We start from the raw sequence: 22833 nt of genomic DNA, 5'->3' as shown, positions 1-22833 counted from the left end.
GACCTTTTAATTAGTGGACTAAGGTCGGAATCTGACTGGAAATTGGTTTATACTTCCGAAATTTTGCTATTTCTGTCCGCCCACAAGCCGGATGACGGACAGTTTTTCTAGTGCCATTACATTTATTGGCGATAATTTATTTTTATTCGCGGTTTTCACTACTTTATTGGCGATAATCCAAATTTATTGGCGATTTTCACAGACTTATTGGCGATTTTCAAAATTTATTGGCGAACTGGAAATTCCACGCGATTTTTTCCAGTTTCTAAAATTAAAAAAGGAGCACCCGTTTCTCGTTCGGGTGCTCCTTTCACTATTATTTAAGCCGTTTTTCCAATTCTGCTTTCTTTTCTTCGAAGCCTGGTTTTCCAAGCAATGCGAACATGTTCACCTTGTATGCTTCCACGCCTGGCTGGTCGAAAGGATTTACGCCAAGCAAGTAGCCGCTCATTGCGCAGGCTTTTTCAAAAAAGTATGCGAGGTAACCGAAAGTATACTCATCAAGCTGAGGAATTTCCACAACCAAATTCGGAACGTCTCCATCTGTATGGGCTAGCATTGTTCCTTGAAACGCTTTATTATTTACGAAATCAACTGTCTTTCCAGCAAGATAGTTCAAGCCATCAAGATCGCTTGCTGCTTCGTCAATTGTCAGTTCATGACGAGGCTTCTCCACTTTGATGATCGTCTCGAACAAATCACGGCGCCCTTCCTGTACATACTGCCCCAGTGAATGGAGGTCAGTCGAGAAGTTCGCAGAGGAAGGATAGATGCCCTTCTGATCTTTTCCTTCGCTTTCGCCGAACAGCTGCTTCCACCATTCTGAGAAGTACTGAAGAGATGGCTCATAGTTGATCAGCATTTCAATGGTTTTGCCTTTATTGTAAAGCGTGTTTCGGACCACAGCATACTGATAAGCCGGATTTTCTTCCAACTCTGACTTGCCAAAGTCTTCCCTTGCCTGTGCAGCACCTTTCATCATCGCTTCGATATCTGATCCGCTGACAGCAATTGGCAGCAAGCCGACTGCCGTTAATACAGAATAACGGCCACCAACATCATCCGGAATCACAAATGATTCGTAGCCTTCATCATCAGCAAGGGTCTTCAATGCACCGCGTGCTTTGTCAGTAGTTGCGTAAATGCGTTTGCGTGCTTCTTTGGCACCATATTTCTCTTCAAGCAGTTTGCGGAAAATACGGAAAGCAATCGCAGGCTCGGTTGTTGTTCCAGACTTCGAAATCACATTGATCGAAAAGTCTTTGCCTTCCAAAAGGTCGATCACATCTGTCATATAAGTGGAGCTGATATTGTTTCCGATAAAAATGATTTGCGGAGTGCTCCGTTTTTCTTTTGGTAAAGCATTGTAGAAGCTGTGCTGCAAAAATTCAATCGCAGCACGTGCGCCTAGATAAGATCCGCCAATTCCGATAACGAGCAAAACATCAGAATCGCGCTTGATTTTTTCCGCTGACTTTTGGATGCGGGAAAATTCTTCTTTATCATAGTCAACAGGCAGATCAATCCAGCCTAAAAAGTCGCTGCCTGCACCCGTTTTTTCGTGTAAGGAATGATGGGCTACTTTTACAAAATCCCTTAAGTATGTAACTTCGTGTTCACCAAAAAAGCTAAGCGCCTTTGAGTAATCAAAACGAACATGTGTCATGTCTGATCCTCCAATATTTTATATTCTCTATCACTTTATCGAATTGAATCCGAATAATCAAGAAACACCCTTAGATGTAAGCGTGCCCAATTGTGAAATCTTTTTTACGCTTCTGTAATTCCTTTTTAAAACCAAGGATCCGGGGAAATTCCCGGATCCGGTTGATTTTATAAGGATCTACGATAAATATCAAGAACATCTTCACGATTCAGTTTAGCAAAATTGCCAAATTCGCCATTCACCATTGCTTTATCCGCCATCAATTCCAGTTTGCTGTCATCGATGTCATAATCAGCAAGTCGAGATGGTGCACCGATGCTGCTCCAGAATTCGCGCAGCTTTTCGATTCCTTCCAAACCAGCTTCTTCATCTGTCTTGCCTTCCGGATTCACGTCGAAGACTCTTACAGCCATTTTCTTGAAGCGTTCTGGTTTTACCTGCAGATTATGCTTCATCCAGTTCGGGAACAGGATCGCCAAACCGCCACCGTGAGGGATGTCGTATACAGCTGAAACGGCGTGCTCGATGTTATGCGTAGCCCAGTCACCGCGATAACCCATATTAAGGATTCCATTCAGCGCCATTGTTCCAGAGTAAAGAATTGTTGCACGGTATTCATAGTTTTCCAGGTCTGCAAGAAGCTTAGGAGCTGTTTCCTTCACAGTCATCAGTAAGGATTCACACATGCGATCCTGAAATTCTGTGTTCTCGGTCAAGTGGAAATAGTGTTCAAATACATGAGACATCATATCCACAATTCCATAAATCGTTTGATCTTTAGGGACTGTATAAGTGTTTACAGGATCGAGGATCGAGAATTTCGGGAATGTGACAGGGCTGCCCCAGCCGTACTTTTCATTCGTTTCCCAGTTGGTGATGACAGAACCGGCATTCATTTCTGAGCCTGTAGCGGCCAAAGTGAGCACTGTTCCAAAGGGAAGTGCCTCTGTTGCCATCGCCTTCTTGGTGACCAGGTCCCAGGCATCGCCTTCATATTTTGCCCCGGCAGCGATTGCCTTCGTGCAGTCGATGACACTGCCTCCGCCTACTGCCAGAAGGAATTCAATGCCTTCTTCTTTACAGATCTTAACGCCCTTATGGACAGTTGAAAGCCGCGGATTCGGTTCCACACCGGAAAGCTCGAATACTTCGGCGCCGATTTCTTTTAGAGTGCCCATTACGGAATCATAAAGTCCGTTGCGCTTGATGCTTCCGCCGCCATAAACCAGCAGGATTTTCTTTCCGTATTGTGGAACCTCGTTTTTAAGTTCCTCCAGCTGGCCTTTGCCAAAAATCAGTTTTGTTGGATTGTAAAAAGTAAAGTTATCCATTTAAATCACCTTCCTCTAGAAACTATTATGTTCTTTTTTAAAAAGCATTGCAAAAAATACACTCCTTAGTTTTAGAAAGGATACAAGAAAAATACATCAGATGAATAATTCACACCGTACTGAAACAATCTATATATGTACAAATTTAATGTAAGGAGGAATTTGCCATGAGCGGCATGCAACGTGCAGCACTTGTTCTTACGATAATCGGAGCAATTAATTGGGGACTAGTCGGATTTTTCCAATTTGATCTTGTTGCAGCAATCTTCGGCGGCCAGGATTCAGCGATAGCAAGAATCGTCTATGGTTTAGTAGGACTTGCCGGTTTAATCAATATCGGACTTCTTTTCGCGCCAAGCGAAAGCGAGGAAAGAGCAACAGAACCGCGCCCAACCCGGTAGGATAAGAAAAACCCGCCAAGAAGCGGGTTTTTTTCATTTTATGACAAAACTTTCTTGATTCGCTCGATCGCCCAGTCCAGTTCTTCCTGGCTGATGACAAGCGGTGGGGCAAAACGGATGACGGTATCATGTGTTTCTTTGCACAGCAGGCCTTCTTCTTTCAATTGTTCACAATATTTGCGCGCTGGTTCTGCTAGCTCGACACCAATGAACAGGCCGCGGCCACGAACATCCTTGATCATTGGGTTGTCGATTTCACGAAGCTTACCGGCAAAGTATTCTCCGAGCTCGAGGGAACGGTTTGCAAGTTCCTCTTCGATCAGCACATCTAAAGAGGCAATCGACACCGCACAAGCCATTGGATTGCCACCGAAAGTCGATCCGTGAGAGCCAGGATTAAAAACTTCTAACACTGCTTTGTCTGCCACCACACAGGAAATTGGGAATACCCCGCCGCCGAGTGCTTTTCCGAGAATATAGACATCAGGCTCGATGCCTTCCCATTCGCATGCGAACATTTTTCCGGATCTGCCTAGCCCAGCCTGGATTTCATCTGCAATGAACAGGACATTGTTTTCTTTGCACACGTCAAAAGCGGCTTTCATGAAGCCTTCAGGTGGAATCACGATACCAGCTTCTCCCTGGATCGGTTCAATCAGGAATGCTGCAGTATTTGGAGTGATTGCTTCTTTCAGAGCTTCCATATCTCCGTAAGGAATCAGTTTGATTCCTGGCAGCATTGGCCCGAAACCGCGCTTGTATTCTTCCTCAGAAGATAAAGAAACAGCTGTCATCGTGCGGCCGTGGAAGTTTCCGACGCAAGCGATGATCTCCGCCTGGTTTTCTGTTACTCCTTTGACATCATAAGCCCAGCGTCGAGCAGCCTTTACTGCCGTTTCGACTGCCTCCGCACCCGTGTTCATCGGCAGGGCCATTTCTTTATTCGTCAATTTGCAAATTTTTTCAAACCAAGGTCCAAGCTGATCATTGTGAAATGCCCTTGAAGTAAGCGTTACGCGATCTGCCTGGTCCTTTAACGCCTGGATGATTTTTGGATGGCGATGCCCTTGGTTGACAGCAGAATATGCACTAAGCATATCCATATATTTATTGCCTTCAGGATCCTCTACCCACACTCCCTCTGCCTTCGAAATTACGATCGGCAGCGGATGATAATTATTTGCACCATACTTTTGTGTCTGTTCAATCAGCGAATTCGTTTTTAATTTCATGAATCTTCCTCCGTTCCAATGAAAAAGTTGGTAGACACTCCTATTGTAACCTGCAAACCTTTTCATTTTAACCCCCAACTAAAATAAAAAAACCAGACGCAATGTCCGGTTTCAGGTTTAAAACTTATTTTTTAGCCATATCTGACTGGTTGATCCAATCTTGAAGCTTATCTTTCAGCGTATTGAAGCCTTGTGCTGAGTCGTCCTGATACTGAACAACTGCAGCTGGTCGTTTATTGCGTGGTTTTTTAGCGCGTTGCGGCTGTTCAGGAGCTTCTTCCGTTGCACGGATAGATAAGCCAATTTTTCCAGCTGCTTCATCAATTGACAATACTTTCACTTTCACTTCGTCGCCAACTGACAGCTGCTCGTTAATATCCTTAACAAAGCCGTGCGTAATTTCCGAAATATGCACAAGACCTTGTGTATTTTCATCTAATGCTACGAAAGCGCCATATGGCTGGATTCCTGTTACTTTTCCTGTTAAAACACTGCCTACTTCGATTTTCTCTGACATGGAAACACTCCTAAATATTTTTTATTTTATCCCATTAATACGCAATTAAAAATTATATCACAATCTATAGGATTAATCAAAAAGAATAAGTTAATGCAATCAAACCGAAAGTTTAGAAAACGTTCAAAATATTGTCGGTATTTTCAAAATTTTAATGATAAACTACTAGTAACAGTTTTTTGGAGGTGAAGAGCGATGGTTGCAATTGGACATAATATCAAAATGTTTCGTGAGCGAGCCGGAATTTCCCAGGAAGACCTTGCTTTTAAAATCAGGGTAGGTACTCGAACGATCCAACGATACGAAAGCGGGGAGCAGATACCTACGATGCAAACGATGTTAAAGATTTCTACAGCACTCGACGTTCCAGCATCCGAGCTGATAAGGGAAGTTTATTATGCTGCACCGTCTTACCTAAGCGAAAAATCTACTGATGTATAATGAATAAAAAAACGAAAACTACAGGTATATTATTCTGTCAAATCGGTTATCCTACTCCCATAAGGCTTTCTAGTATTCCCCCCTTTTAGATGGAAACCAGTTTTGGTGTCCATCTCTTTTTTTGTTTCTGGACATTTTTTTGTGTGAAGTTGGGAATCACGGGGAAAATAAATGACATACCTACCAACATTGTAATCATGTCAGGAGTGAAAACCGATGGAATACGCCAGAAATAAAACGATAAGAGGGATCGATTTGTATTATGAGCATTACCAAAACTTTGACGCAAAGGAAACGCTTGTACTGCTTCATGGTTTCCTCTCTTCCTCCTTCAGCTTCCGGCATTTAATTCCGTTGTTGAAAGAGGATTATAACGTAATTTCGATTGATCTTCCCCCTTTTGGAAAAAGCGGCAAGCTGTCCAATTTCCGCTATTCCTATAAGAACCTTGCCGCGACAGTTGTGGAACTAATGAAATCGCTTGGAATCCGTGAGTTCCAAATCGTTGGCCACTCGATGGGCGGACAAATCGCCATGAATATTCTGCTGCATCATTCAGATTATGCGAAAAGGGGCATCCTTCTTTGCAGCTCCGGCTATTTAAAGAAGGCAAGCCTGCCAATGGTTCTGTCCAGTTATATTCCCTTTTTTCACCGGTATGTAAAATTCCATCTTGCCCGATCAGGTGTGAAGCAAAACCTTCAAAATGTTGTCTATGACCATTCCATGATCAATGACGAAATGCTGTATGGTTATCTATCCCCTTTTCTTGAAGATGATATTTTCAAAGCATTAACGATGATGATCCGCCATCGTGAAGGGGATCTCTCAACAGAAGAAATAAGGAAAATCAATGCTCCATGCCTGCTCATCTGGGGGGAACATGATAAAGTGGTACCTGTTCGGATTGGCAGGAAGTTAAACAAGGACCTGAAGCATTCCGAGCTCGTCATCTTAAAAGAAACCGGCCACCTTGTCCCCGAGGAACGGCCAGAGGATGTACACCATCTTATCAATCAATTTATCCAGGCAGAAAAAACAGCGGAAGCAACAGCACACGGCAGCCATTAAAGACTGCCGTTCAGGTCTTATGGTTCTTCTATCTTCATTCTTTCAAAATTCTACTAATTTTAGCTTAATTCTTCCGATTCCAAATTAATCACCTGATTATTTTTAAAAAATAACTTATCATAAGGTGTAGAACTAAAAAAATTTTTAGGAAGAGGCGGTGCGTACATATGGAAAATATGGAAAATAGTATTTTTGACAAGGTAGTCGATCGGAATCAAACCTATTCAATAAAATGGGATGCTCTCGATAAAGTGTTTGGAAGAGAGGACATCTTGCCGATGTGGGTGGCGGATATGGACTTCCTTCCTCCGAAGGCAGTACTCGATGCATTGAAAGAAAGAATCGATCACGGCATTTTCGGCTATACGTTTGTCCCAATGTCTGTGACAGAGGCTATTCAGGACTGGATGAAACAGCGGCACGACTGTGAATTTAAGAAATCATCCATCCTTTTCAGTGAAGGAGTTGTCCCGTCGATCAGCACGGCGATCCGCGCATTTACAGAAAAGGGTGATAAGGTGCTCATTCACTCCCCTGTGTACACACCCTTTTTCAACATGGTGAAAAAGAATGACCGCACGCTGGTTACTTCTAATTTACTAATTGAAAACGGACGCTACGAACTTAATTTTGCCGACTTGGAAGCCAAGCTGCAGGATGATGTGAAACTTTTCATTCTCTGCAATCCCCATAACCCTGGGGGAAGAGTATGGACGAAGGATGAATTGGAGAAAATCGGCGACCTGTGCGTAAAGTATAATGTGCTGATTCTTTCCGATGAAATTCATTCAGACTTGGTGTTCAAACCAAATGTCCATATTCCCATCGCTTCTATTAAAGAAGAATTCAAGAAGATTACGGCCACATTCATCGCGCCAAGCAAAACCTTCAATCTTGCCGGGCTTCAGGCATCTGCAGCACTGATCCCGAACAAAGAGCTGAAGGCTAAATTCAAGGCAGTCCAGGACCAGCAAGGCTTTTTCACATTGAACACTTTTGCGATTGCCGGAATGGAAGCGGCCTACCTTAACGGAGCGGAATGGCTTGAGCAGCTGCTTGCCTACCTCGATGAAAATATGAATATCACAACGAACTTTATTGCTGAACACCTACCAGCACTCAAACCAATGAAGGCTGATGCCACCTACCTTCTTTGGATCGATTGCCGTGGCCTAGGTTTAAGCGACGAGGAAATCCAGAAACAGCTTTTGGAAAAAGGAAAACTGGGGCTGGAACCAGGAACGAAATATGGCGAAGGCGGTGAAGGCTTCGTTCGAATGAATCTTGCCTGCCCGCGGGAAACTTTAAATGATGGGCTTCAAAGATTGAAAAAAGCTTTTAGCTAGACTTTTATAAAAAAATGGAGCCTCCCTTACGGGTCGGCTCCATTTTCAAGCTGTCACTTCAAGTGCTTCATAATATGGTTCAAGGGAAGAATCGATAATGATGTCCATGAAAGAATGCAGATGCTGTGGAATCAGTGTTCTCGCGAAATCCCAGGCATTCATCTCAATCTGAAGGGCGATTCCCTTCTTCGTAGCTTCATTGGCGGTTCCATCCATTCGCTGAATCAAATCGCGAAGCTCGCGATCTTCAGCATGCCCAATCTCATGTGCGAAAACAACGGCAAGGTAATTTCCAAACTGTTCCGTTGAGGAAAACAACTGCAAGCATTGCGCCTTAATCTCTTCCCTATATAAAGTAATAATATGATTGTCAACATTATATTTCCCGCCCGCAAACCGATCTCCCGGAAAAAAATCTTCTAGGACAACTTGCACACTGCTGCCGGATTGGACTAGAATACGCTCAATTATCTGTTCTATCAATAAGTTCTCCAATATAAACCCCTACTCTAGATTTTTAGAATACCCGTATTATAACGTTTTCTTAAAATAAGGAAAAGATACTATATACCCTATTTTTTTAAAACAAAAGAACAGCTATATGTCAGCTGTTCTCGTTCGTATCGTTCATTCGCTTCATGATTTCCAGCTCTTGTTCTTTTGCTTTCTGAGCTTCTTTTTTGGATACTTTAATGATGAATCGCATCGTCAGGATCGCCCCGATTAGGAAAACGAGGGAAGTGATGACGGCGGGGATATATTCTGTCTTATCTTCCGGAAAATACAAAAATAACGAGAGGACAAACCACTTGCTCATTCTCATCTTCCTTTCATCCATACAAATTCATTATAGCAGGGTTAGGAGTCACTTCCAACCGCAAACAACATCCATATCACGACTCCTTTAGCGACTTTACACGAACATCTTGGATTTTGCTATAATAAAAGAAAACCGAGAGGAGAATCTCTATGGCTGAATTACAAATTGGCGATCACGTCACCGCCATTTATAAAACTGGAAAGTATATAGGGGAGATCACCGAGCGTCGCCCGCAGCATTATCTTGTTCGAGTCCTCGCTGTCGCAAAACACCCAATGCAGGGCGACCTTCATCACCCTAAGGATGCCGAGGTAGGTTTTTTCCATGAAAGGAAGGCGCTTTCCTTCCGCGAACAAGCGAACATTCCGGAAAAAATGGTCAAGCCCTTTGAAGGGGAAATTCCGGATTACCTTGAGTCATTAAAGGAAGCAATAAGCAAGCTTCGTTCAGAACTCGAAGGCGATGATTCCCCGTGGGCACAGCAAAGTCTAAGAAATCTAGATTCACTTGAAAAGGATTACCTTAAAAGCAAGTGAAAATGCCAAAAAGCCAGATTGTTCCTTCCAATCTGGCTTTTTAAGCGAATTTATTTAGCAGATTGGAAAAATCAACCATATCCCCGATCGTTGCTGGTTCAGGCTTCTGCAGATATTGTTTGTCTTTCTCAACGAGCTTATAAATATGGTATGTCGTCAGCGCGTCATCAAGAGCGCGGTGATGCTTCCCGGTCCCTTCTCGACCATATTCTTGCACGGCCTTCCAAAGACCTGTCTGGTTCTGGTCGCCAAAAAAGCGCTTATACTCCATCGAAAGATCGATTTGTTTTCCCGGCAATGGAAACTCGACTAAAGCCTGCTGACAGTTTTGCGATAACACCTTCATGTCCATATTTCCCCAGGTCACAACATGGCAATGCCTGTTCCCGCCAAGTCTCTTAAGCTTTTCCACTAAATCCTTGAACGCGATTCCCGAGTTTACCTGCTCCTGGGAAATATTCAGGAATGACCGGCATCGTTCCGTCAATTTTGGAAATCGGATTGGTTTTACATAAGATGAAAACTGCTCGACCACCTGGTTATTCTCAACCAGGACGACCCCAGCTTCAATGATTTCCTGATAAAATCCCCGTTTCTTGCTGTTACGGTCAGGCATCGTGAATTCAAAATCAATAAATAATATGGTCCTTTCTTTTTCGCTCATGCTTCCCCAACTTTCTGAAAAGCGATTCATATGTAACCCGTATATGCTTTTCGCTGCATTATTTTTTTTATTATAGCACGTTTTTAAACAGATTTTTTAATTTTCTGCAATTTTCACAATTCGTCAGGATTTTTCTCTTGAAATTCAGAAAACTTTCATTTTTTAAAGCGCTTGACATGCATCCTGAACCTGTTTACGATATACTTTTTACAGTGCGTTATCGCATATGTTTGATTAAATAACAAAAATTAGCTAATGTTACACTACATAAGGAGGTATGATCATTTGTCTTTTCTACACCTTGCTGTTTTATCACCACTCTTACTCGCTATCATCATTCCATTTATACATACCTATTTCAAGAATATCCATACAGGTTGGTTCCTGTTGCCGCTGCCGGCCGTGCTGTTTATCTACTTTCTGAAATTCATCGGCACGACTGGCAGTGGCGGCACGGTTATGGAAACAATGCCTTGGATTTCTTCGCTTGGGATTGATTTCACATTAAAAGTGGACGGATTAGGGCTGTTATTTGCCTTGCTGATCACTGGAATCGGCGCTCTCGTGGTGCTCTATTCGATTTATTACTTAAATCCGAACAAGGAAAAGCTGAACACATTCTATGTATTCTTGCTTTTATTCATGGGTGCCATGCTTGGGGTCGTTTTGTCAGACAACCTCATTGTACTCTATGCCTTCTGGGAATTGACAAGCTTTTCTTCTTTCCTGTTGATCGGGTTCTGGAATCAACGTGAACGCTCCCGTTACGGTGCGCAAAAATCCATGCTGATTACTGTTTTCGGAGGATTAGCGATGCTCGGGGGCATCCTGATGCTTTCAATCATCACCGGGACCTTCAGCATTTCGGAAACGATTCAAATGTCCAGTCAAGTCAAGAACCACCCATTGTTCACAATGACGCTGATTTTATTTTTGCTCGGTGCATTTACAAAATCTGCGCAATTCCCATTTCACATCTGGCTTCCTGATGCCATGGAGGCTCCTACTCCTGTCAGTGCATATTTGCATTCGGCTACGATGGTTAAGGCCGGCATCTATCTTGTAGCTCGCATGACTCCTGTCTTTGCCGATTCGGCTACATGGGTGTGGCTCGTTACCGGTGCTGGTGTGATTACACTGTTTTGGGGATCTTTTTCTGCGGTAAAACAGACCGATTTAAAAGCCATTCTCGCATTCTCCACTGTCAGCCAGCTAGGGATGATCATGTCGCTTCTTGGTGCTGGAGCTGCTGCACTTCATTATGGTACGATTAATGATGGCTATTATCTCGTTGCTGTTACGGCTGCTGTCTTCCATCTGATTAACCACGCCACGTTCAAAGGGAGTTTGTTCATGGTAACTGGGATTATCGACCATGAAACAGGGACAAGGGATATTCGCAAGCTTGGCGGTTTGATGAACTTCATGCCAATCACGTTCACGCTTGCGATCATTGGAACATTTTCAATGGCCGGGATTCCTCCGTTCAACGGTTTCCTAAGTAAAGAAATGTTTTTCACAGGCATGCTCCGATTGGCAGAAATGGATAGTTTCCATATGGATACATGGGGGCTTCTGTTCCCAATTATCGCCTGGACAGCGAGTGTATTCACCTTTATTTACAGCATGATGTATGTATTCAAGACTTTCACGGGCAAGCATCATCCTGAAAAGTTAAAAAAGAAACCGCATGAAGCGCCAATCGGCATGTTGATTTCTCCGATTATCCTTGCATCACTCGTCATTCTATTCGGTATTTTTCCGAATCTATTGTCCGATACCATCCTATCGCCAGCAATGGAAGCAATTATGCCGTCATTGCTTGAAAACGGAGATGGATTCAACGTTCATATTTCGTTCTGGCACGGACCAACATTGGAATTATTGATGACGTTTGCTGTTATCACGATTGGGATTGTGCTCTATAAGTTTCTGACAAAATGGGCAGGTATTTATCGGCTTTTTCCGGATCGACTGGCCTTGAATCACTTGTACGATCGAGGTCTCAAAGCAATCCATCTTGTCGCGAAAAAGATCACAAAGTCTTATATGACAGGGTTTATCCGGTCCTATTTAGTGTATATTTTCTCTTTTTTTATTCTGATCCTGACCTTTACCCTTTTGTATAAAAATGCTTTTGCATTTGATGTAAGCAATACCGCACCTGTCCATATAATGGAAATCGTCCTAATGCTGATCATTGCTGTCTCATCCATTACGATCTTATTTGCCAAATCAAGGTTGACTTCGATCATCCTGCTCGGTGCCGTCGGCTATACGGTCGCGCTTTTCTTCGTCATTTTCCGGGCGCCGGACCTTGCACTGACACAGCTTGTGATCGAAACGGTTTCTGTAGCGCTGTTCCTGCTGGCATTTTACCACCTGCCTAAAATCAGACCAGAGGAACGCATCCGTTTCAAGGCTGCTAACGCGTTGATATCGATCGGCGTAGGTGCAGTCGTTACGATGATTGCCCTATCTGCCCACAGCAATAAAATGTTTCGCTCTATTTCGGAGTTTTATGTGGAAAACACTTATAAGAAAGCGGGCGGCGAAAATATGGTGAACGTCATTCTCGTTGATTTCCGCGGCTTTGATACTATGTTTGAAATAACCGTCCTTGGCATCGCAGCCCTTGGCATTTTCGCGATGATCAAGCTTCGGCTGACAAGGGGGAAAGACTTGGATGAAAACAAATGATATCATCCTCCAAACTGTTACAAAGTTCACCCTGTTTGTCATTATCCTTTTTTCCATTCATCTATTTTTTGCTGGCCACTACCATCCAGGTGGCGGTTTCATTGGCGGACTAATGACTTCCGGTGCCATTGTCCTGCTGCTGCTTGCATTTGATATCAAGACAGTCAAAACCATTTTGCCAGTTGATTATATTAAATTGGTAGCAATCGGGCTGCTTTTCGCAATTGGAACCGGTACAGGGGCATTATTTTTTGATTTGCCGTTCCTGACCCATGCGTTTACTTATGTCGACTTGCCGCTTTTGGGGAAAACCTCTTTGCATACTGCGGTATTATTTGATACAGGCGTCTTCCTTGTCGTCATTGGCGTAACAATGACCATTATTCAAACGATTGGAGAGAGCGAATAATGGAAATCTTAATGGCTTTTCTAATTGGAATTTTGTTTATGGCAGCCACATACCTTATGCTTTCAAAAAGCTTGCTCAGGATCATTATCGGTACAGGATTGTTGAGTCATGGCGCCCATCTCTTGATTTTAACGATGGGTGGCCTGAAAAGGGGTGCACCGCCACTTCTGGGAGAACATGCCGCAACCTATGTGGACCCGCTGCCACAGGCGTTGATTCTGACTGCGATCGTCATCAGCTTTGGGGTCACCTCCTTTTTCCTTGTACTCGCCTACAGAGCGTATCAGGAACTTGGAACCGATAATATGGATCGTTTGAGAGGAAAGGAAGGACATGAATAATCTAATTATTTTCCCTATCTTGATTCCTCTGATTACAGGGGTTGTACTTATCTTTTTCGCAAAAAATATCATGGTGCAGCGCTGGATTTCAGCGATTAGCGCTCTGATCGTAATCATTGTTTCCTTCATGCAAGCCAACCTAGTTTATCATGATGGCATTCAAACAATGGATGTCAGCAATTGGGAAGCACCGTACGGGATTACACTCGTATCGGACATGCTTTCCTCTCTGCTCGTTCTGACGACAAGTATCATTGCCTTTGCCGCTTTGATTTACTCTTTTCAATCAATAGGAGAAGCCCGAGAAAAATTTTACTATTATCCTGTCGTCCACTTCCTGATTGTTGGAGTGAACGGTGCCTTTACGACTGGTGATATTTTTAACTTATTTGTCTTTTTCGAAGTCATGCTTATGTCTTCCTATGTGCTGCTTGTACTTGGCGGTACGAAAATTCAGCTGCGTGAATCGATTAAATACATACTTGTTAACGTCATTTCATCAGCATTGTTCGTCATCGCAGTCGCTTATTTGTACTCAGTGGTAGGGACATTGAATATGGCACATATCTCGGTGAGACTAAGTGAGGCTGGAAACACAGGGATTATTACGGTGCTTGCGGTTTTATTCCTGATTGTCTTCGGTTTAAAGGGAGCAATCTTCCCGCTTTATTTCTGGCTTCCCGGGTCGTATTATGCTCCGCCCGCCCCGGTTATGGCTTTGTTCGGTGCCCTGCTGACAAAAGTGGGCGTTTACTCGATCACGAGAACTTTCACCTTGTTCTTTTACCATGATGTGGGTTATACGCATCAATTGCTTCAGATCCTGGCTATCTTGACGATTATCTCCGGAGTGATCGGTGCCCTAGCTTTTACAGACATAAAAAAAATCGTCATCTATAACATCATCGTCGCTGTCGGGGTTATCTTATTCGGTGTCTCTGTCCTGACGCCTGAATCTCTGACTGGCGCAGTGTTTTACCTGATCCACGACATGAATATTAAAGCGGCTCTGTTTCTGTTAATTGGGATTATCATTGCCATTACAGGAACGAGTGACTTGAATAAAATAAGCGGTCTGATCAATCGCTATCCTGGCTTAGGATGGACCTTCTTTATCGCGGGACTTGCCCTTGCCGGCATACCACCGCTCAGCGGTTTCGCAGGGAAAATGATGATCGTCCGTGCAGGATTTGAGACTGAAAACTATATTGGTGCGTTTGTTGTCCTAATGTCCAGTCTGCTGGTTCTGTATTCCATCATGAGAATTTTCATCGGGGGATTTTGGGGAACTCCAAGGGCTTATAAAAATGAGGATAAAGCACCAGTCAAATGGTTGCTGATTGCCCCTGCTGTCCTGACGGCGTTCGCTGTTTTATACGGTTTAGGTACGGAAGCTGTCTATCCGGTTATCTCTGCGGCTGCAGAAACGCTTGCCAATCCGGAAATCTACATCCATGCTGTTTTAAAGGAGTGATGAGCCAATGGCATTTCAAATTTTGCTGAATTTTATTTTAGCCTTTGTCTGGATGTTCCTAAAGACATCCTACTCCCCGGCCTCGTTTTTTGTCGGGTACTTCTTTGGCCTGCTCATCATTTATATTTTCCGCCGCTTCTTCACTAGCCGTTTTTACTTGTTACGGGTAGTCGCGTTGGTGAATTTGTTTTTTATTTTTATCAGGGAATTGATTCTATCAAATATCGAAGTGCTAAAGGCCGTTTTAAGCCCAAAGCTGAATATCAAGCCCGGAATCTTCGCCTTCCCGACAGAATTGAAGCAGGACTGGGAGATTACCGTGCTCGCAAACCTGATTACTTTGACTCCTGGAACCCTTGTCGTCGATATTTCGGACGATAACAAAATCCTGTATGTCCACGCTATGGACATTCGTGATGCGGACGAATCCATCCTCAGCATCAAAAATACGTTTGAAAAAGCAATCATGGAGGTGAGTCGCTAATGTTTGATACGGTTTTATGGATTTCCGTTACCTTTCTATCATTAGCAATGATTGGATTGATTTACCGTGTAATCAAAGGGCCGACAGTCGCAGACCGAGTAGTGGCCCTTGATGCAATCGGCATCAGCCTCGTTTCCGTGGTGGCGTTAGTATCAATCCTTTTAGATACCAACGCCTTTCTCGATATCATCCTTCTGATCGGGATTCTTGCATTCATTGGTACAGTCGCCTTTTCAAAGTTTCTCGAGAAAGGGGTAATCATGGAATATGACAGAAATGGAGATCGTTAAGTTTTTTGCAGGATTATTGATCCTGATTGGAGCATTCCTCAGCCTGGTAACCGCATTCGGCCTGATCAGGCTTCCGGATGTCTACACACGGAACCACGCTGCATCGAAAAGCGCCACTTTAGGCGTCATGCTCGTTTTGCTTGGCACCTTCTTTTACTTTTGGCTCATTAAGCACCACTTCAATTCGCGGTTGCTTCTTGGGATTGGCTTTATCTTCCTCACTTCACCTGTTGCAGGACATTTGATTTCAAGAGCCGCCTATAACAGCGGAGTTAAGCTGTCAGACCGTACCGTTCAGGATGACCTTGCAAAAGCCCGAATAAAACAAAAAACGGAAGAATCTAGATAGAAAAAGCAAAACAAACAAAGCGATCAAGTATGATCGCTTTGTTTGTTCGGCGAAATTCTAAAAACTTTTGCGTTTTAGCACGGCAATGGTGCATCTTGATAGGCAAATAAGTTTGCCGTCTTCGTCTGTTATTTTTATATCCCATACCATTGTCGTTTTCCCCTGATGAAGGACGGTTCCTACCGCTGTAACCACACCATCCCTTTTTGCTCGGATGTGGTTGGCGTTAATTTCAAGGCCGACTACGACTTCCTTTTCCTGGTCGACTAACTCAAATGCTCCGATGCTGGCAACCGTTTCTGCAAGCGCAACGGAGGCACCTCCGTGCAGCAGACCATGCGGCTGCCTCGTCCTGTCATCGACCGGCATTGTTGCAACTACCTTTCCTTTTTGCAGTTCTGTTACTTTTATTCCTAATGAGTCCAGCAAAGTTTGATTCAAATCTATCTCCCCTCCCTTTTTAGAATGCTCACTCCACTTCAGAGGCTGAGCTCTTCCATTTTTTCTTTTTCACCTTAACAATGATAATTAGCGAAGCGGCTGCAAGAACCGCCACCCACAGCCACATTTCATTACTGTATTTCATGATTAGTTCCATTTTATCACCAAATAAATAGCCTAGCACAAAAATGATCAATACCCATACAAAAGCGCCGCTATAGGCAAAGATGGCAAATTTCCGGAATGAAAGCCGGCTGATGCCATAAAGCAATGGTACAAAATAGCGGGCACCGGGAACAAAACAGCTAAGCGACAAGGAAAACATATGGTACTTATCCATTAACCTCATGGCAGATTTTACCGACTTTGCTAATCGCTTTTTCCGATATATTAACGACAATAGTCTTCGGCCGATCAACCTTCCTAGCAGGTAGCTTAAGGTGAAAGCTGCTGCTATTCCTAAATAGGTAACTAAGAAGGCAGGAACGGGAGTTAACGCACCCTGCGATGAAGCAAAACCAACTGTCATCAATATGACCTCATTGGGAATCGGAATAAACACTCCGCAACAAAGCCATAAAAACAATCCTAAATAGCCATTCTCGTCAATCATTTCCACGACCAAATCCAAATCCATGAGGTATCTCCTTTCCTGCACATTGGTCCGATTCTATTTTACAATAGAAATTAGTATGTATAACAATTCTTCGTTCCTCGTTAGGTATCCTCTTTTTCCTGTCATACTTATCGCACAAGAATGCCGCTGTCTTGCAACAGCGGCTGCTAATTTTCTATTTAATAAAACGGGTAACCGTATCCATATCCGTAACTGTATCCATAAGGCGGATATGGTGCATATCCGTAGCCGTAACCGCCAGGATATAATAACGCGCTGCCTAACATCCCTCCAAGCAATCCGCCAACAAACGGACCTCCAAAACCAAAACCAAATGGACGACGTCGGCCAACATAAAACGGTCTTCTTCTCATCATTCAACCTACCTCCCTTTATTGTATGCCTATAGTACTTCATATGCATATCGAGGGGCAGTTGAATAGGCGACTGTCTATTGAACGAAAAAAAATGCCTAGTCCTGAGGGGGATGCGAGCTTTCCACATACTGCCTCGAGCTGCTCTGTTCTCTATTTATTTTCCATCTTCTTCTGTTTCAAATCGCTCAACCAGCAATGCAAGAGTTCGGGCCATGACACCGGTTGCCCCTGCAGGTCCTAGGTCATATTCTTTGCTGGTAGTGGCCGTTCCGGCAATATCGAGGTGCACCCATGGCGTCCCTTCAGCAAACTCACCGACAAACGCGCCACCCATGATAGCATGTCCTTCGGATCCTGGTGAATTATTCAAGTCGGCGATCTTGCTGCCCCTCACACGCTCTATGTCGCGCTCGAACAATGGCAGACGCCAGATTGGCTCTCCTGACTCATAGGAAGCCTCAAGTACTTGTTCGAAGAAGTCCTCGTTGTTCGTCAAAGCTCCCGATGTATGCAGTCCTAAAGCAGTAATCACTCCGCCTGTCAGAGTGGCTATATCCACAAGGTAATTTGCGCCGTGATGCTTTGCGTATGTCATAGCATCTGCAAGCACGAGACGGCCTTCTGCATCGGTATTCAGCACTTCAATCGTTTTTCCGCTCATTGACGTAATGACGTCGTCTGGCTTGAAAGCAGTACCGCTGATCATGTTGTCGGTAGACGGAATCACAGCCACAACATTGCGCTCAGGCTTTAGTTCGCCGATGATCTCCATAGCTCCTAGTACGGCCGCTGCACCGCCCATATCGGATTTCATGCCGACGATGCCAGCCTTGGTTTTGATCGAGTATCCTCCGGTGTCAAACGTAATGCCCTTGCCGACGAGCCCGATAACATCCTTCCACTCTTGCTTGCCCTGATACTTAAGGACAATCATTTTCGGCGGCTCTGCAGAACCCTGGTTGACCGCCAGCAATGCACCCATGCCGAGCTTCTCCATTTCTTCTTTTTCTAAAATTTCCGCTTCAAACTCATATGTTTCTGCCAGCCTTAGCGCATATTCCGCCATGTCCGTTGCTGTCAACAGATTCCCCGGTGTATTGACGAGCGTGCGTGCTGAGTTCGTTCCCTTGCCGAATACAAAGCCAACCTCAAGCGCTGCTTCCACATCACCTTCTTCATCGCCACTGTACACAGTCAGATTTTCGATGCGCTTTTCCGGTTCATTCGATTTTTGCTTATAACCTGCGAATTCATATGTTGCCATTGGGAAAGCTTCCCCAAGTGCATGCGCCGCATCGTTCAGTTCAACACTATTACTTGTAAAAGAATTCAACATCACTGCTGCTTCTGTCCATTTTTCCTTCTTCGCTGTCTTGAACAGGCGGCCAAATGCGTCTCGCAACGTCTCAAAATTGAATTGTTTCTCATGCCCAAGTCCGACAACATATAGTTTCCTTGCACCAATTTTTCCGAAAGTATGTATTTTCGAAATCTCTTTTTTCTTGGTTGATATATCACCGCTTTTGATCAGCTCCGTCAATTGTCCGTCAAATAGCTTGTCTGCTTCCCCTATAACACCTTCAAGACTTGTTGGCTTATTAAAAAGACCAATCACAAGACAGTCATGGCGATTCGTAAAATCAAATTGATTGCTAACTGTAAACAAACCCTTCACCCCTTCATCATGATACTTTCATTATATCGAACCAGCATGGTTATTTCGACTTTCACAGTTATTTTTTTAGCCAGCGGTTATAAGGTCCCCTTTCAAATACCTTATGCGAGCAATTCCACCTCCATATGGGCATCTCTCGGGCGGAATGATACCCTTATGCGAGCAATTCCACCTCCATAAGGGCATCTCTCGGGCGGATGATACCTAGTTAATTCCCTTTTTAATATAATTTTGGCTGGCCAATTCTCGAGGTAAATTTTATTCTTTCTTCAAAATTCCTTTTACCCGTCATCCATATTTCTTCTAACGAGTCATAGAAGGTATAATAGTTCCATCCGTTGAATTTAATAAAGAGAATGTAACATACGCTTCAGGTAGCCTGTCAAAACAAAGTTACACAATTTAATCAATCATTGGACACCCGCTGTAATGTTATGATAAAACTTGGGTATTATTGAAAAAAGAATGCTTTAAACTAGGGGGAACATCTATGGATTTATTTACAAATTTCCCATTATGGGCTTCTCTGGCGGCGATTTTTTTCGCACAGTTCGTGAAGGTCCCGATTCAATATATTGCGACGAGAAGGCTTGACTGGTCATTGCTGACGAGCACCGGTGGAATGCCAAGCTCGCACTCCGCTGCTGTTACCGCTTTATCAACGGGAGTTGCTCTGCAGACAGGGATGGATTCAGCGGTATTTGCCGTTTCGGCAGTCTTTGCAATTATCACGATGTTTGACGCTTCTGGTGTTCGCAGGCAGGCTGGTGAGCAAGCCGTGGTCCTTAATCAATTGGTGCTTGACTTTGGCCGCTTCGCCCAGGAAGCTAAAGGCTGGCAAGATAAGCCTGCACAGGAAAAACGAAAAGAGCTGAAAGAACTGCTAGGACATAAGCCGATTGAAGTATTTTTCGGTGGATTAACGGGCATTGCACTGACTTTGCTGTTTCATTATCTTCTTTTATAAGGCTGGTGAATTAGTTTGAAAGTAGTATCTTTATGTCCCAGCAATACAGAAATTATGGAATTTCTCGGGCTGACCCATCTTCTTGTCGGAGTGGATGATTTCTCTGATTGGCCAGAGGCGGTTAAGTCCCTGCCCCAGCTCGGTCCGGACCTTTCGATTAATCTTGACCTTGTTGAGGAATTGAAGCCTGACCTCGTGCTTGCATCATTAAGCGTTCCTGGCATGGAAAAGAACATCGAAGGCTTGAAAGTACGTAATATTCCTCACATCATCCTGAATCCACAATCACTCAAAGATATAGAAAATGATTTAGTGATCACGGCTGAAGCACTGAATATGCCAGAGCGTGGACAGGATGCCGCAAAGAAGTTCAGGAGCAGGTTGGAGGGCATCAGGTTAAAAGGGGAAACAGCTAAATGGACTCCTAAGCTTTACTGGGAATGGTGGCCCAAACCCGTATTCACCCCCGGCAGGATCAATTGGCTGACCGAAATATCTGCGATAGCCGGCGGTGAAAATATTTTCCAAGATGTCGATCTTGCCAGCGTTCAGACGAACTGGGATGATGTAAAGTCGCGAAACCCAGATTATATTTGTATCGCCTGGGTAGGTGTCAGAAAACAAAAAATAAAGAAAGAATTGATCATAAACAGACCTGGCTGGAAGGAACTTGAAGCCATCAAGGAAGACCGTCTTTTCATCCTCGAAGAAGAATTGTATTGCCGGCCGTCCCCTCGGCTCTTGGATGGTCTGGAAAAATTGTACCATCTCATCCATGAATAAAAAGGCGCTTTCCGTCAGGGAAAGCGCCTTTTCCTTTTATGATTTTTTTCCGCTAGTAAACTGCTGGCGGAATACCTGCATCGATTCATTTTCGTTAAGGGTTTTCATGTCCTCTTCTGTAAGTTTTCCGTTGCCCATTTTAATTATGTATGCATCCAGCGTTTTCTTGCCCCACTGTTCGTATACATCCTTCACGGTATTGTAATATAAGTCCACCTTATTTCCTTTGATTGCCCCACCTTTATCGGCCACTACTCCAAATCCATAGTCAGGGATAAACAAAATGGTTCCAATTGGGAATACATTAAGATCAGCCGCTACTGTCGAATAAAGATCACGCTTTACCTTCACACCTGAATAGGTGATGCCATAGCCAGGATGGTCAGGATTTTTCCCAGTGGATTCCACTCCGGCCGTGTACCCTGTTGCAATAATCTGCTTTGTCGGATATTTTGCCCAATTCATCGATTCCTCAAGCGTTGGCGGTGTTCCGGCTACTTTTTCACTTGAAGAAATCTTCGTCTTCATTTCTGATACTTTTTTAAAAAACTTTAATGCTAGTCCCATTGACTTCTTTTTATGATCGAAACTGGAAATTCCCTCTTGCTGCCGGCTATCACTGTCAAAAACGTATGAAGTAACAGCAGAAGCCTCCACACCGGATATCGATTGGAAAGTGGAAGTTAGTGCTACAAAAAATAATACAGCCAGTACTAAACGTATTGCCCACATTTTTAATCTATTCATATATTATTTCACTCCTCCCAAAACTATTCATTTCCCAAAAAAACAAGAAATATTCCAAAAGGAGCAAAAAAAGGGTCAAAAGGCCTATTTACACTACCATAATAAGTAAATTATTCCCTTCATTTTTTAATTTTATCCATAAAAAAACCCTCAAAAAATTGAAGGTCGCTTTTTAAAACATTTGATATCCTTTTTTTCGTAACAGTTTGATAACTACACCAGCCAAGATTGCACCTGCCAAGCCACTGCTAAGTATTAATACATCTGCGATTGCTAGCTGTGAAATCCGCTGTCCAAGGTCACGGAAAGCTTTCCCGCTGGAACGGAAGTAATCAATCAATGGGTACTTATCGATTATGAATATCGCAATTAACGGATATACGATCGCCATTACCCAGGACATCCTCAGCAGCATATTTAATATAAATCCAATTCCAAAAAACAGAACAAAGAACAATAACATTGAAATGATCAGTGTGACAATCGTCATCATATCTGTATCCCCCCATTAAACATCATTTCTAGTTTACTGTTTGTCCGTTTTCGCGTCAATGAAATGGTGTATCATCTAATCGAAACAAAAAAGAAAAACCCCGCAAGCTGCGAAGGTCAAAATGGTTTTGCGTTATTATTTTGATTTTCCTGAACCACTACAACAGGTGCATGTTTCTGAACCGCCAAGAAGCAATTGAAAATAGCCTTTTCCAGAACAGTAAGGACAATCCTTTTGATCAGAGGCTTGCATCTTCATCAAAAATCCCTCCTTATATTTTTTTAAACTTTCAGATAATATATCAGAAACTCTTTCTATTTGCAAAGTGATGAAAAAGTCCGAAAACCATATATGAAAGCGAATACATCCTATTATTTCTTTGATTCCCTACCGTTCTCATTAAATTTCAGAAAATTATAAAAATGTTACAAACTAGTGAAAATTGCTAAACCTGTCCGAACTTGGCTCTAGTTCGGACTACTTTTCCTCTTTTTCCACTAAACCTGTCCGAAGTTGGCCTTAGTTCGAACTACTTTTCCCCTTTTCCCACAAAACCTGTCCGAAGTTGCCCTTAGTTCGGACTACTTTTCCCCTTTTCTCACAAAACCTGTCCGAAGTTAACACTGATGCATGCCATTAGCTGTGCTTTTCTTAATAGAAAG

General features: G+C 43.4%; 28 protein-coding genes. 14 read left to right on the top strand and 14 right to left on the bottom strand.

The window, feature by feature from the left end; translation table 11 throughout:
• Positions 1–316 precede the first annotated feature (316 nt).
• The gene (locus J2S25_RS04755; protein ID WP_044390164.1) at positions 317–1666 is read right to left on the bottom strand and encodes a glucose-6-phosphate isomerase; all 1350 of its coding nucleotides are present in this window, start codon (positions 1664–1666) and stop codon (positions 317–319) included.
• Positions 1667–1833: 167 nt separating this feature from the next.
• The gene (locus J2S25_RS04750) at positions 1834–2997 is read right to left on the bottom strand and encodes an iron-containing alcohol dehydrogenase (RefSeq protein WP_307191347.1); all 1164 of its coding nucleotides are present in this window, start codon (positions 2995–2997) and stop codon (positions 1834–1836) included.
• 167 nt (positions 2998–3164) lie between these two features.
• Between J2S25_RS04750 and J2S25_RS04745 the strand changes: the two genes are divergently transcribed.
• Entirely contained in the window at positions 3165–3398 is a 234-nt protein-coding gene (locus J2S25_RS04745; protein WP_044390162.1) for a DUF378 domain-containing protein, read from the top strand.
• A 38-nt stretch (positions 3399–3436) separates the two neighbouring features.
• On the opposite strand, the gene J2S25_RS04740 is transcribed toward J2S25_RS04745, so the two are convergent.
• The gene (locus J2S25_RS04740) at positions 3437–4630 is read right to left on the bottom strand and encodes an ornithine--oxo-acid transaminase (protein ID WP_044390220.1); all 1194 of its coding nucleotides are present in this window, start codon (positions 4628–4630) and stop codon (positions 3437–3439) included.
• A 124-nt stretch (positions 4631–4754) separates the two neighbouring features.
• The gene (gene yugI, locus J2S25_RS04735; RefSeq protein WP_044390161.1) at positions 4755–5147 is read right to left on the bottom strand and encodes a S1 domain-containing post-transcriptional regulator GSP13; all 393 of its coding nucleotides are present in this window, start codon (positions 5145–5147) and stop codon (positions 4755–4757) included.
• A 195-nt stretch (positions 5148–5342) separates the two neighbouring features.
• Here yugI and J2S25_RS04730 point away from each other — a divergent pair, with 195 nt between their 5' ends.
• From J2S25_RS04730 to J2S25_RS04720, 3 genes are all read left to right on the top strand, one after another.
• Positions 5343–5588 (top strand): helix-turn-helix domain-containing protein, encoded by a 246-nt coding sequence (locus J2S25_RS04730; protein ID WP_044390160.1) that lies wholly within the window; start codon positions 5343–5345, stop codon positions 5586–5588.
• A 216-nt stretch (positions 5589–5804) separates the two neighbouring features.
• Complete coding sequence (locus J2S25_RS04725) at positions 5805–6659, top strand: alpha/beta fold hydrolase (RefSeq protein ID WP_044396625.1); 855 nt, start codon at positions 5805–5807, stop codon at positions 6657–6659.
• Positions 6660–6835: 176 nt separating this feature from the next.
• Positions 6836–8005, top strand: a complete 1170-nt coding sequence (locus J2S25_RS04720) for a MalY/PatB family protein (protein ID WP_044396644.1) — start codon at positions 6836–6838, stop codon at positions 8003–8005.
• Positions 8006–8050: 45 nt separating this feature from the next.
• Here the strand turns inward: J2S25_RS04720 and J2S25_RS04715 are convergent, their stop codons facing one another.
• Positions 8051–8500, bottom strand: coding sequence for a hypothetical protein (locus J2S25_RS04715; RefSeq protein ID WP_044396626.1), 450 nt, complete (start codon positions 8498–8500; stop codon positions 8051–8053).
• Between the two features lie 109 nt (positions 8501–8609).
• Entirely contained in the window at positions 8610–8822 is a 213-nt protein-coding gene (locus J2S25_RS04710) for a hypothetical protein (protein ID WP_044396627.1), read from the bottom strand.
• 152 nt (positions 8823–8974) lie between these two features.
• On the opposite strand from J2S25_RS04710, the gene kapB reads away from it, so the two are divergent.
• Positions 8975–9361, top strand: coding sequence for a kinase-associated lipoprotein KapB (gene kapB / locus J2S25_RS04705; RefSeq protein ID WP_044396628.1), 387 nt, complete (start codon positions 8975–8977; stop codon positions 9359–9361).
• A 40-nt stretch (positions 9362–9401) separates the two neighbouring features.
• On the opposite strand, the gene kapD is transcribed toward kapB, so the two are convergent.
• Positions 9402–10025, bottom strand: coding sequence for a 3'-5' exonuclease KapD (kapD, locus tag J2S25_RS04700; RefSeq protein WP_307191346.1), 624 nt, complete (start codon positions 10023–10025; stop codon positions 9402–9404).
• A gap of 285 nt (positions 10026–10310) precedes the next feature.
• Between kapD and J2S25_RS04695 the strand changes: the two genes are divergently transcribed.
• Genes J2S25_RS04695 through mnhG form a run of 7 tightly spaced genes read left to right on the top strand, consistent with a single transcriptional unit; the run spans position 10311 to position 16072 of the window.
• Positions 10311–12725: a Na+/H+ antiporter subunit A gene (locus J2S25_RS04695; protein WP_307191345.1), complete on the top strand. Its 2415-nt coding sequence runs from the start codon at positions 10311–10313 to the stop codon at positions 12723–12725.
• Complete coding sequence (locus J2S25_RS04690; protein ID WP_044396630.1) at positions 12712–13134, top strand: Na(+)/H(+) antiporter subunit B; 423 nt, start codon at positions 12712–12714, stop codon at positions 13132–13134. Before J2S25_RS04695 ends, J2S25_RS04690 begins: the two co-directional genes overlap by 14 nt.
• Positions 13134–13475, top strand: a complete 342-nt coding sequence (locus tag J2S25_RS04685; RefSeq protein ID WP_044396631.1) for a Na(+)/H(+) antiporter subunit C — start codon at positions 13134–13136, stop codon at positions 13473–13475. Before J2S25_RS04690 ends, J2S25_RS04685 begins: the two co-directional genes overlap by 1 nt.
• On the top strand, positions 13468–14949 hold the full coding sequence (locus J2S25_RS04680; RefSeq protein WP_044396632.1) for a Na+/H+ antiporter subunit D: 1482 nt from the start codon (positions 13468–13470) through the stop codon (positions 14947–14949). The genes J2S25_RS04685 and J2S25_RS04680 overlap by 8 nt, the downstream gene beginning before the upstream one ends.
• Positions 14950–14956: 7 nt before the next feature.
• Positions 14957–15433 carry a Na+/H+ antiporter subunit E gene (locus J2S25_RS04675; protein ID WP_044396634.1) on the top strand — a complete coding sequence of 159 codons (477 nt, stop codon included), beginning with the start codon at positions 14957–14959 and terminating at the stop codon, positions 15431–15433.
• Entirely contained in the window at positions 15433–15723 is a 291-nt protein-coding gene (locus tag J2S25_RS04670) for a Na(+)/H(+) antiporter subunit F1 (protein WP_044396636.1), read from the top strand. The genes J2S25_RS04675 and J2S25_RS04670 overlap by 1 nt, the downstream gene beginning before the upstream one ends.
• Positions 15701–16072, top strand: a complete 372-nt coding sequence (gene mnhG / locus J2S25_RS04665) for a monovalent cation/H(+) antiporter subunit G (RefSeq protein ID WP_084221912.1) — start codon at positions 15701–15703, stop codon at positions 16070–16072. The genes J2S25_RS04670 and mnhG overlap by 23 nt, the downstream gene beginning before the upstream one ends.
• Before the next feature lie 57 nt (positions 16073–16129).
• Here the strand turns inward: mnhG and J2S25_RS04660 are convergent, their stop codons facing one another.
• From J2S25_RS04660 to J2S25_RS04645, 4 genes are all read right to left on the bottom strand, one after another.
• Positions 16130–16519 carry a PaaI family thioesterase gene (locus J2S25_RS04660; RefSeq protein ID WP_307191419.1) on the bottom strand — a complete coding sequence of 130 codons (390 nt, stop codon included), beginning with the start codon at positions 16517–16519 and terminating at the stop codon, positions 16130–16132.
• 22 nt (positions 16520–16541) lie between these two features.
• Positions 16542–17150: a DedA family protein gene (locus J2S25_RS04655; protein ID WP_307191344.1), complete on the bottom strand. Its 609-nt coding sequence runs from the start codon at positions 17148–17150 to the stop codon at positions 16542–16544.
• 158 nt (positions 17151–17308) lie between these two features.
• Positions 17309–17506, bottom strand: a complete 198-nt coding sequence (gene ymaG, locus J2S25_RS04650; RefSeq protein WP_500684430.1) for an inner spore coat protein YmaG — start codon at positions 17504–17506, stop codon at positions 17309–17311.
• Between the two features lie 154 nt (positions 17507–17660).
• On the bottom strand, positions 17661–19172 hold the full coding sequence (locus J2S25_RS04645; RefSeq protein WP_044396642.1) for a leucyl aminopeptidase: 1512 nt from the start codon (positions 19170–19172) through the stop codon (positions 17661–17663).
• 499 nt (positions 19173–19671) lie between these two features.
• On the opposite strand from J2S25_RS04645, the gene J2S25_RS04640 reads away from it, so the two are divergent.
• Entirely contained in the window at positions 19672–20148 is a 477-nt protein-coding gene (locus J2S25_RS04640; RefSeq protein WP_044396624.1) for a divergent PAP2 family protein, read from the top strand.
• 15 nt (positions 20149–20163) lie between these two features.
• Complete coding sequence (locus tag J2S25_RS04635) at positions 20164–20931, top strand: cobalamin-binding protein (RefSeq protein WP_044396623.1); 768 nt, start codon at positions 20164–20166, stop codon at positions 20929–20931.
• A gap of 36 nt (positions 20932–20967) precedes the next feature.
• Here the strand turns inward: J2S25_RS04635 and spsC are convergent, their stop codons facing one another.
• From spsC to J2S25_RS04620, 3 genes are all read right to left on the bottom strand, one after another.
• Positions 20968–21678, bottom strand: a complete 711-nt coding sequence (gene spsC, locus J2S25_RS04630) for a stationary phase survival protein SpsC (protein ID WP_307191343.1) — start codon at positions 21676–21678, stop codon at positions 20968–20970.
• Between the two features lie 172 nt (positions 21679–21850).
• Complete coding sequence (locus J2S25_RS04625; protein ID WP_044396620.1) at positions 21851–22171, bottom strand: YuiB family protein; 321 nt, start codon at positions 22169–22171, stop codon at positions 21851–21853.
• A gap of 135 nt (positions 22172–22306) precedes the next feature.
• A complete protein-coding gene (locus tag J2S25_RS04620; protein ID WP_157841608.1) occupies positions 22307–22429 on the bottom strand; it encodes a YuiA family protein in 123 nt (40 codons plus the stop codon).
• Positions 22430–22833 lie beyond the last annotated feature (404 nt).

The sequence above is a fragment of the Mesobacillus stamsii genome (genome assembly GCF_030814065.1).
In the GTDB taxonomy this organism is placed as follows: domain Bacteria; phylum Bacillota; class Bacilli; order Bacillales; family Cytobacillaceae; genus Mesobacillus; species Mesobacillus stamsii.
Note: the sequence above shows the minus strand (reverse complement) of the source record. Positions and strands in the feature narration are given on the sequence as shown.

Bases quoted from the DNA above. Each gene is read 5' to 3' on its own strand.
- J2S25_RS04755 (WP_044390164.1), bottom strand. From the start codon at position 1,666: ATGACACATGTTCGTTTTGATTACTCAAAGGCGCTTAGCTTTTTTGGT.
- J2S25_RS04750 (WP_307191347.1), bottom strand. From the start codon at position 2,997: ATGGATAACTTTACTTTTTACAATCCAACAAAACTGATTTTTGGCAAA.
- J2S25_RS04745 (WP_044390162.1), top strand. From the start codon at position 3,165: ATGAGCGGCATGCAACGTGCAGCACTTGTTCTTACGATAATCGGAGCA.
- J2S25_RS04740 (WP_044390220.1), bottom strand. From the start codon at position 4,630: ATGAAATTAAAAACGAATTCGCTGATTGAACAGACACAAAAGTATGGT.
- yugI (WP_044390161.1), bottom strand. From the start codon at position 5,147: ATGTCAGAGAAAATCGAAGTAGGCAGTGTTTTAACAGGAAAAGTAACA.
- J2S25_RS04730 (WP_044390160.1), top strand. From the start codon at position 5,343: ATGGTTGCAATTGGACATAATATCAAAATGTTTCGTGAGCGAGCCGGA.
- J2S25_RS04725 (WP_044396625.1), top strand. From the start codon at position 5,805: ATGGAATACGCCAGAAATAAAACGATAAGAGGGATCGATTTGTATTAT.
- J2S25_RS04720 (WP_044396644.1), top strand. From the start codon at position 6,836: ATGGAAAATAGTATTTTTGACAAGGTAGTCGATCGGAATCAAACCTAT.
- J2S25_RS04710 (WP_044396627.1), bottom strand. From the start codon at position 8,822: ATGAGCAAGTGGTTTGTCCTCTCGTTATTTTTGTATTTTCCGGAAGAT.
- kapB (WP_044396628.1), top strand. From the start codon at position 8,975: ATGGCTGAATTACAAATTGGCGATCACGTCACCGCCATTTATAAAACT.
- kapD (WP_307191346.1), bottom strand. From the start codon at position 10,025: ATGAGCGAAAAAGAAAGGACCATATTATTTATTGATTTTGAATTCACG.
- J2S25_RS04690 (WP_044396630.1), top strand. From the start codon at position 12,712: ATGAAAACAAATGATATCATCCTCCAAACTGTTACAAAGTTCACCCTG.
- J2S25_RS04685 (WP_044396631.1), top strand. From the start codon at position 13,134: ATGGAAATCTTAATGGCTTTTCTAATTGGAATTTTGTTTATGGCAGCC.
- J2S25_RS04680 (WP_044396632.1), top strand. From the start codon at position 13,468: ATGAATAATCTAATTATTTTCCCTATCTTGATTCCTCTGATTACAGGG.
- J2S25_RS04675 (WP_044396634.1), top strand. From the start codon at position 14,957: ATGGCATTTCAAATTTTGCTGAATTTTATTTTAGCCTTTGTCTGGATG.
- J2S25_RS04670 (WP_044396636.1), top strand. From the start codon at position 15,433: ATGTTTGATACGGTTTTATGGATTTCCGTTACCTTTCTATCATTAGCA.
- mnhG (WP_084221912.1), top strand. From the start codon at position 15,701: ATGACAGAAATGGAGATCGTTAAGTTTTTTGCAGGATTATTGATCCTG.
- J2S25_RS04655 (WP_307191344.1), bottom strand. From the start codon at position 17,150: ATGGATTTGGATTTGGTCGTGGAAATGATTGACGAGAATGGCTATTTA.
- ymaG (WP_500684430.1), bottom strand. From the start codon at position 17,506: ATGATGAGAAGAAGACCGTTTTATGTTGGCCGACGTCGTCCATTTGGT.
- J2S25_RS04640 (WP_044396624.1), top strand. From the start codon at position 19,672: ATGGATTTATTTACAAATTTCCCATTATGGGCTTCTCTGGCGGCGATT.
- spsC (WP_307191343.1), bottom strand. From the start codon at position 21,678: ATGAATAGATTAAAAATGTGGGCAATACGTTTAGTACTGGCTGTATTA.
- J2S25_RS04625 (WP_044396620.1), bottom strand. From the start codon at position 22,171: ATGATGACGATTGTCACACTGATCATTTCAATGTTATTGTTCTTTGTT.
- J2S25_RS04620 (WP_157841608.1), bottom strand. From the start codon at position 22,429: ATGAAGATGCAAGCCTCTGATCAAAAGGATTGTCCTTACTGTTCTGGA.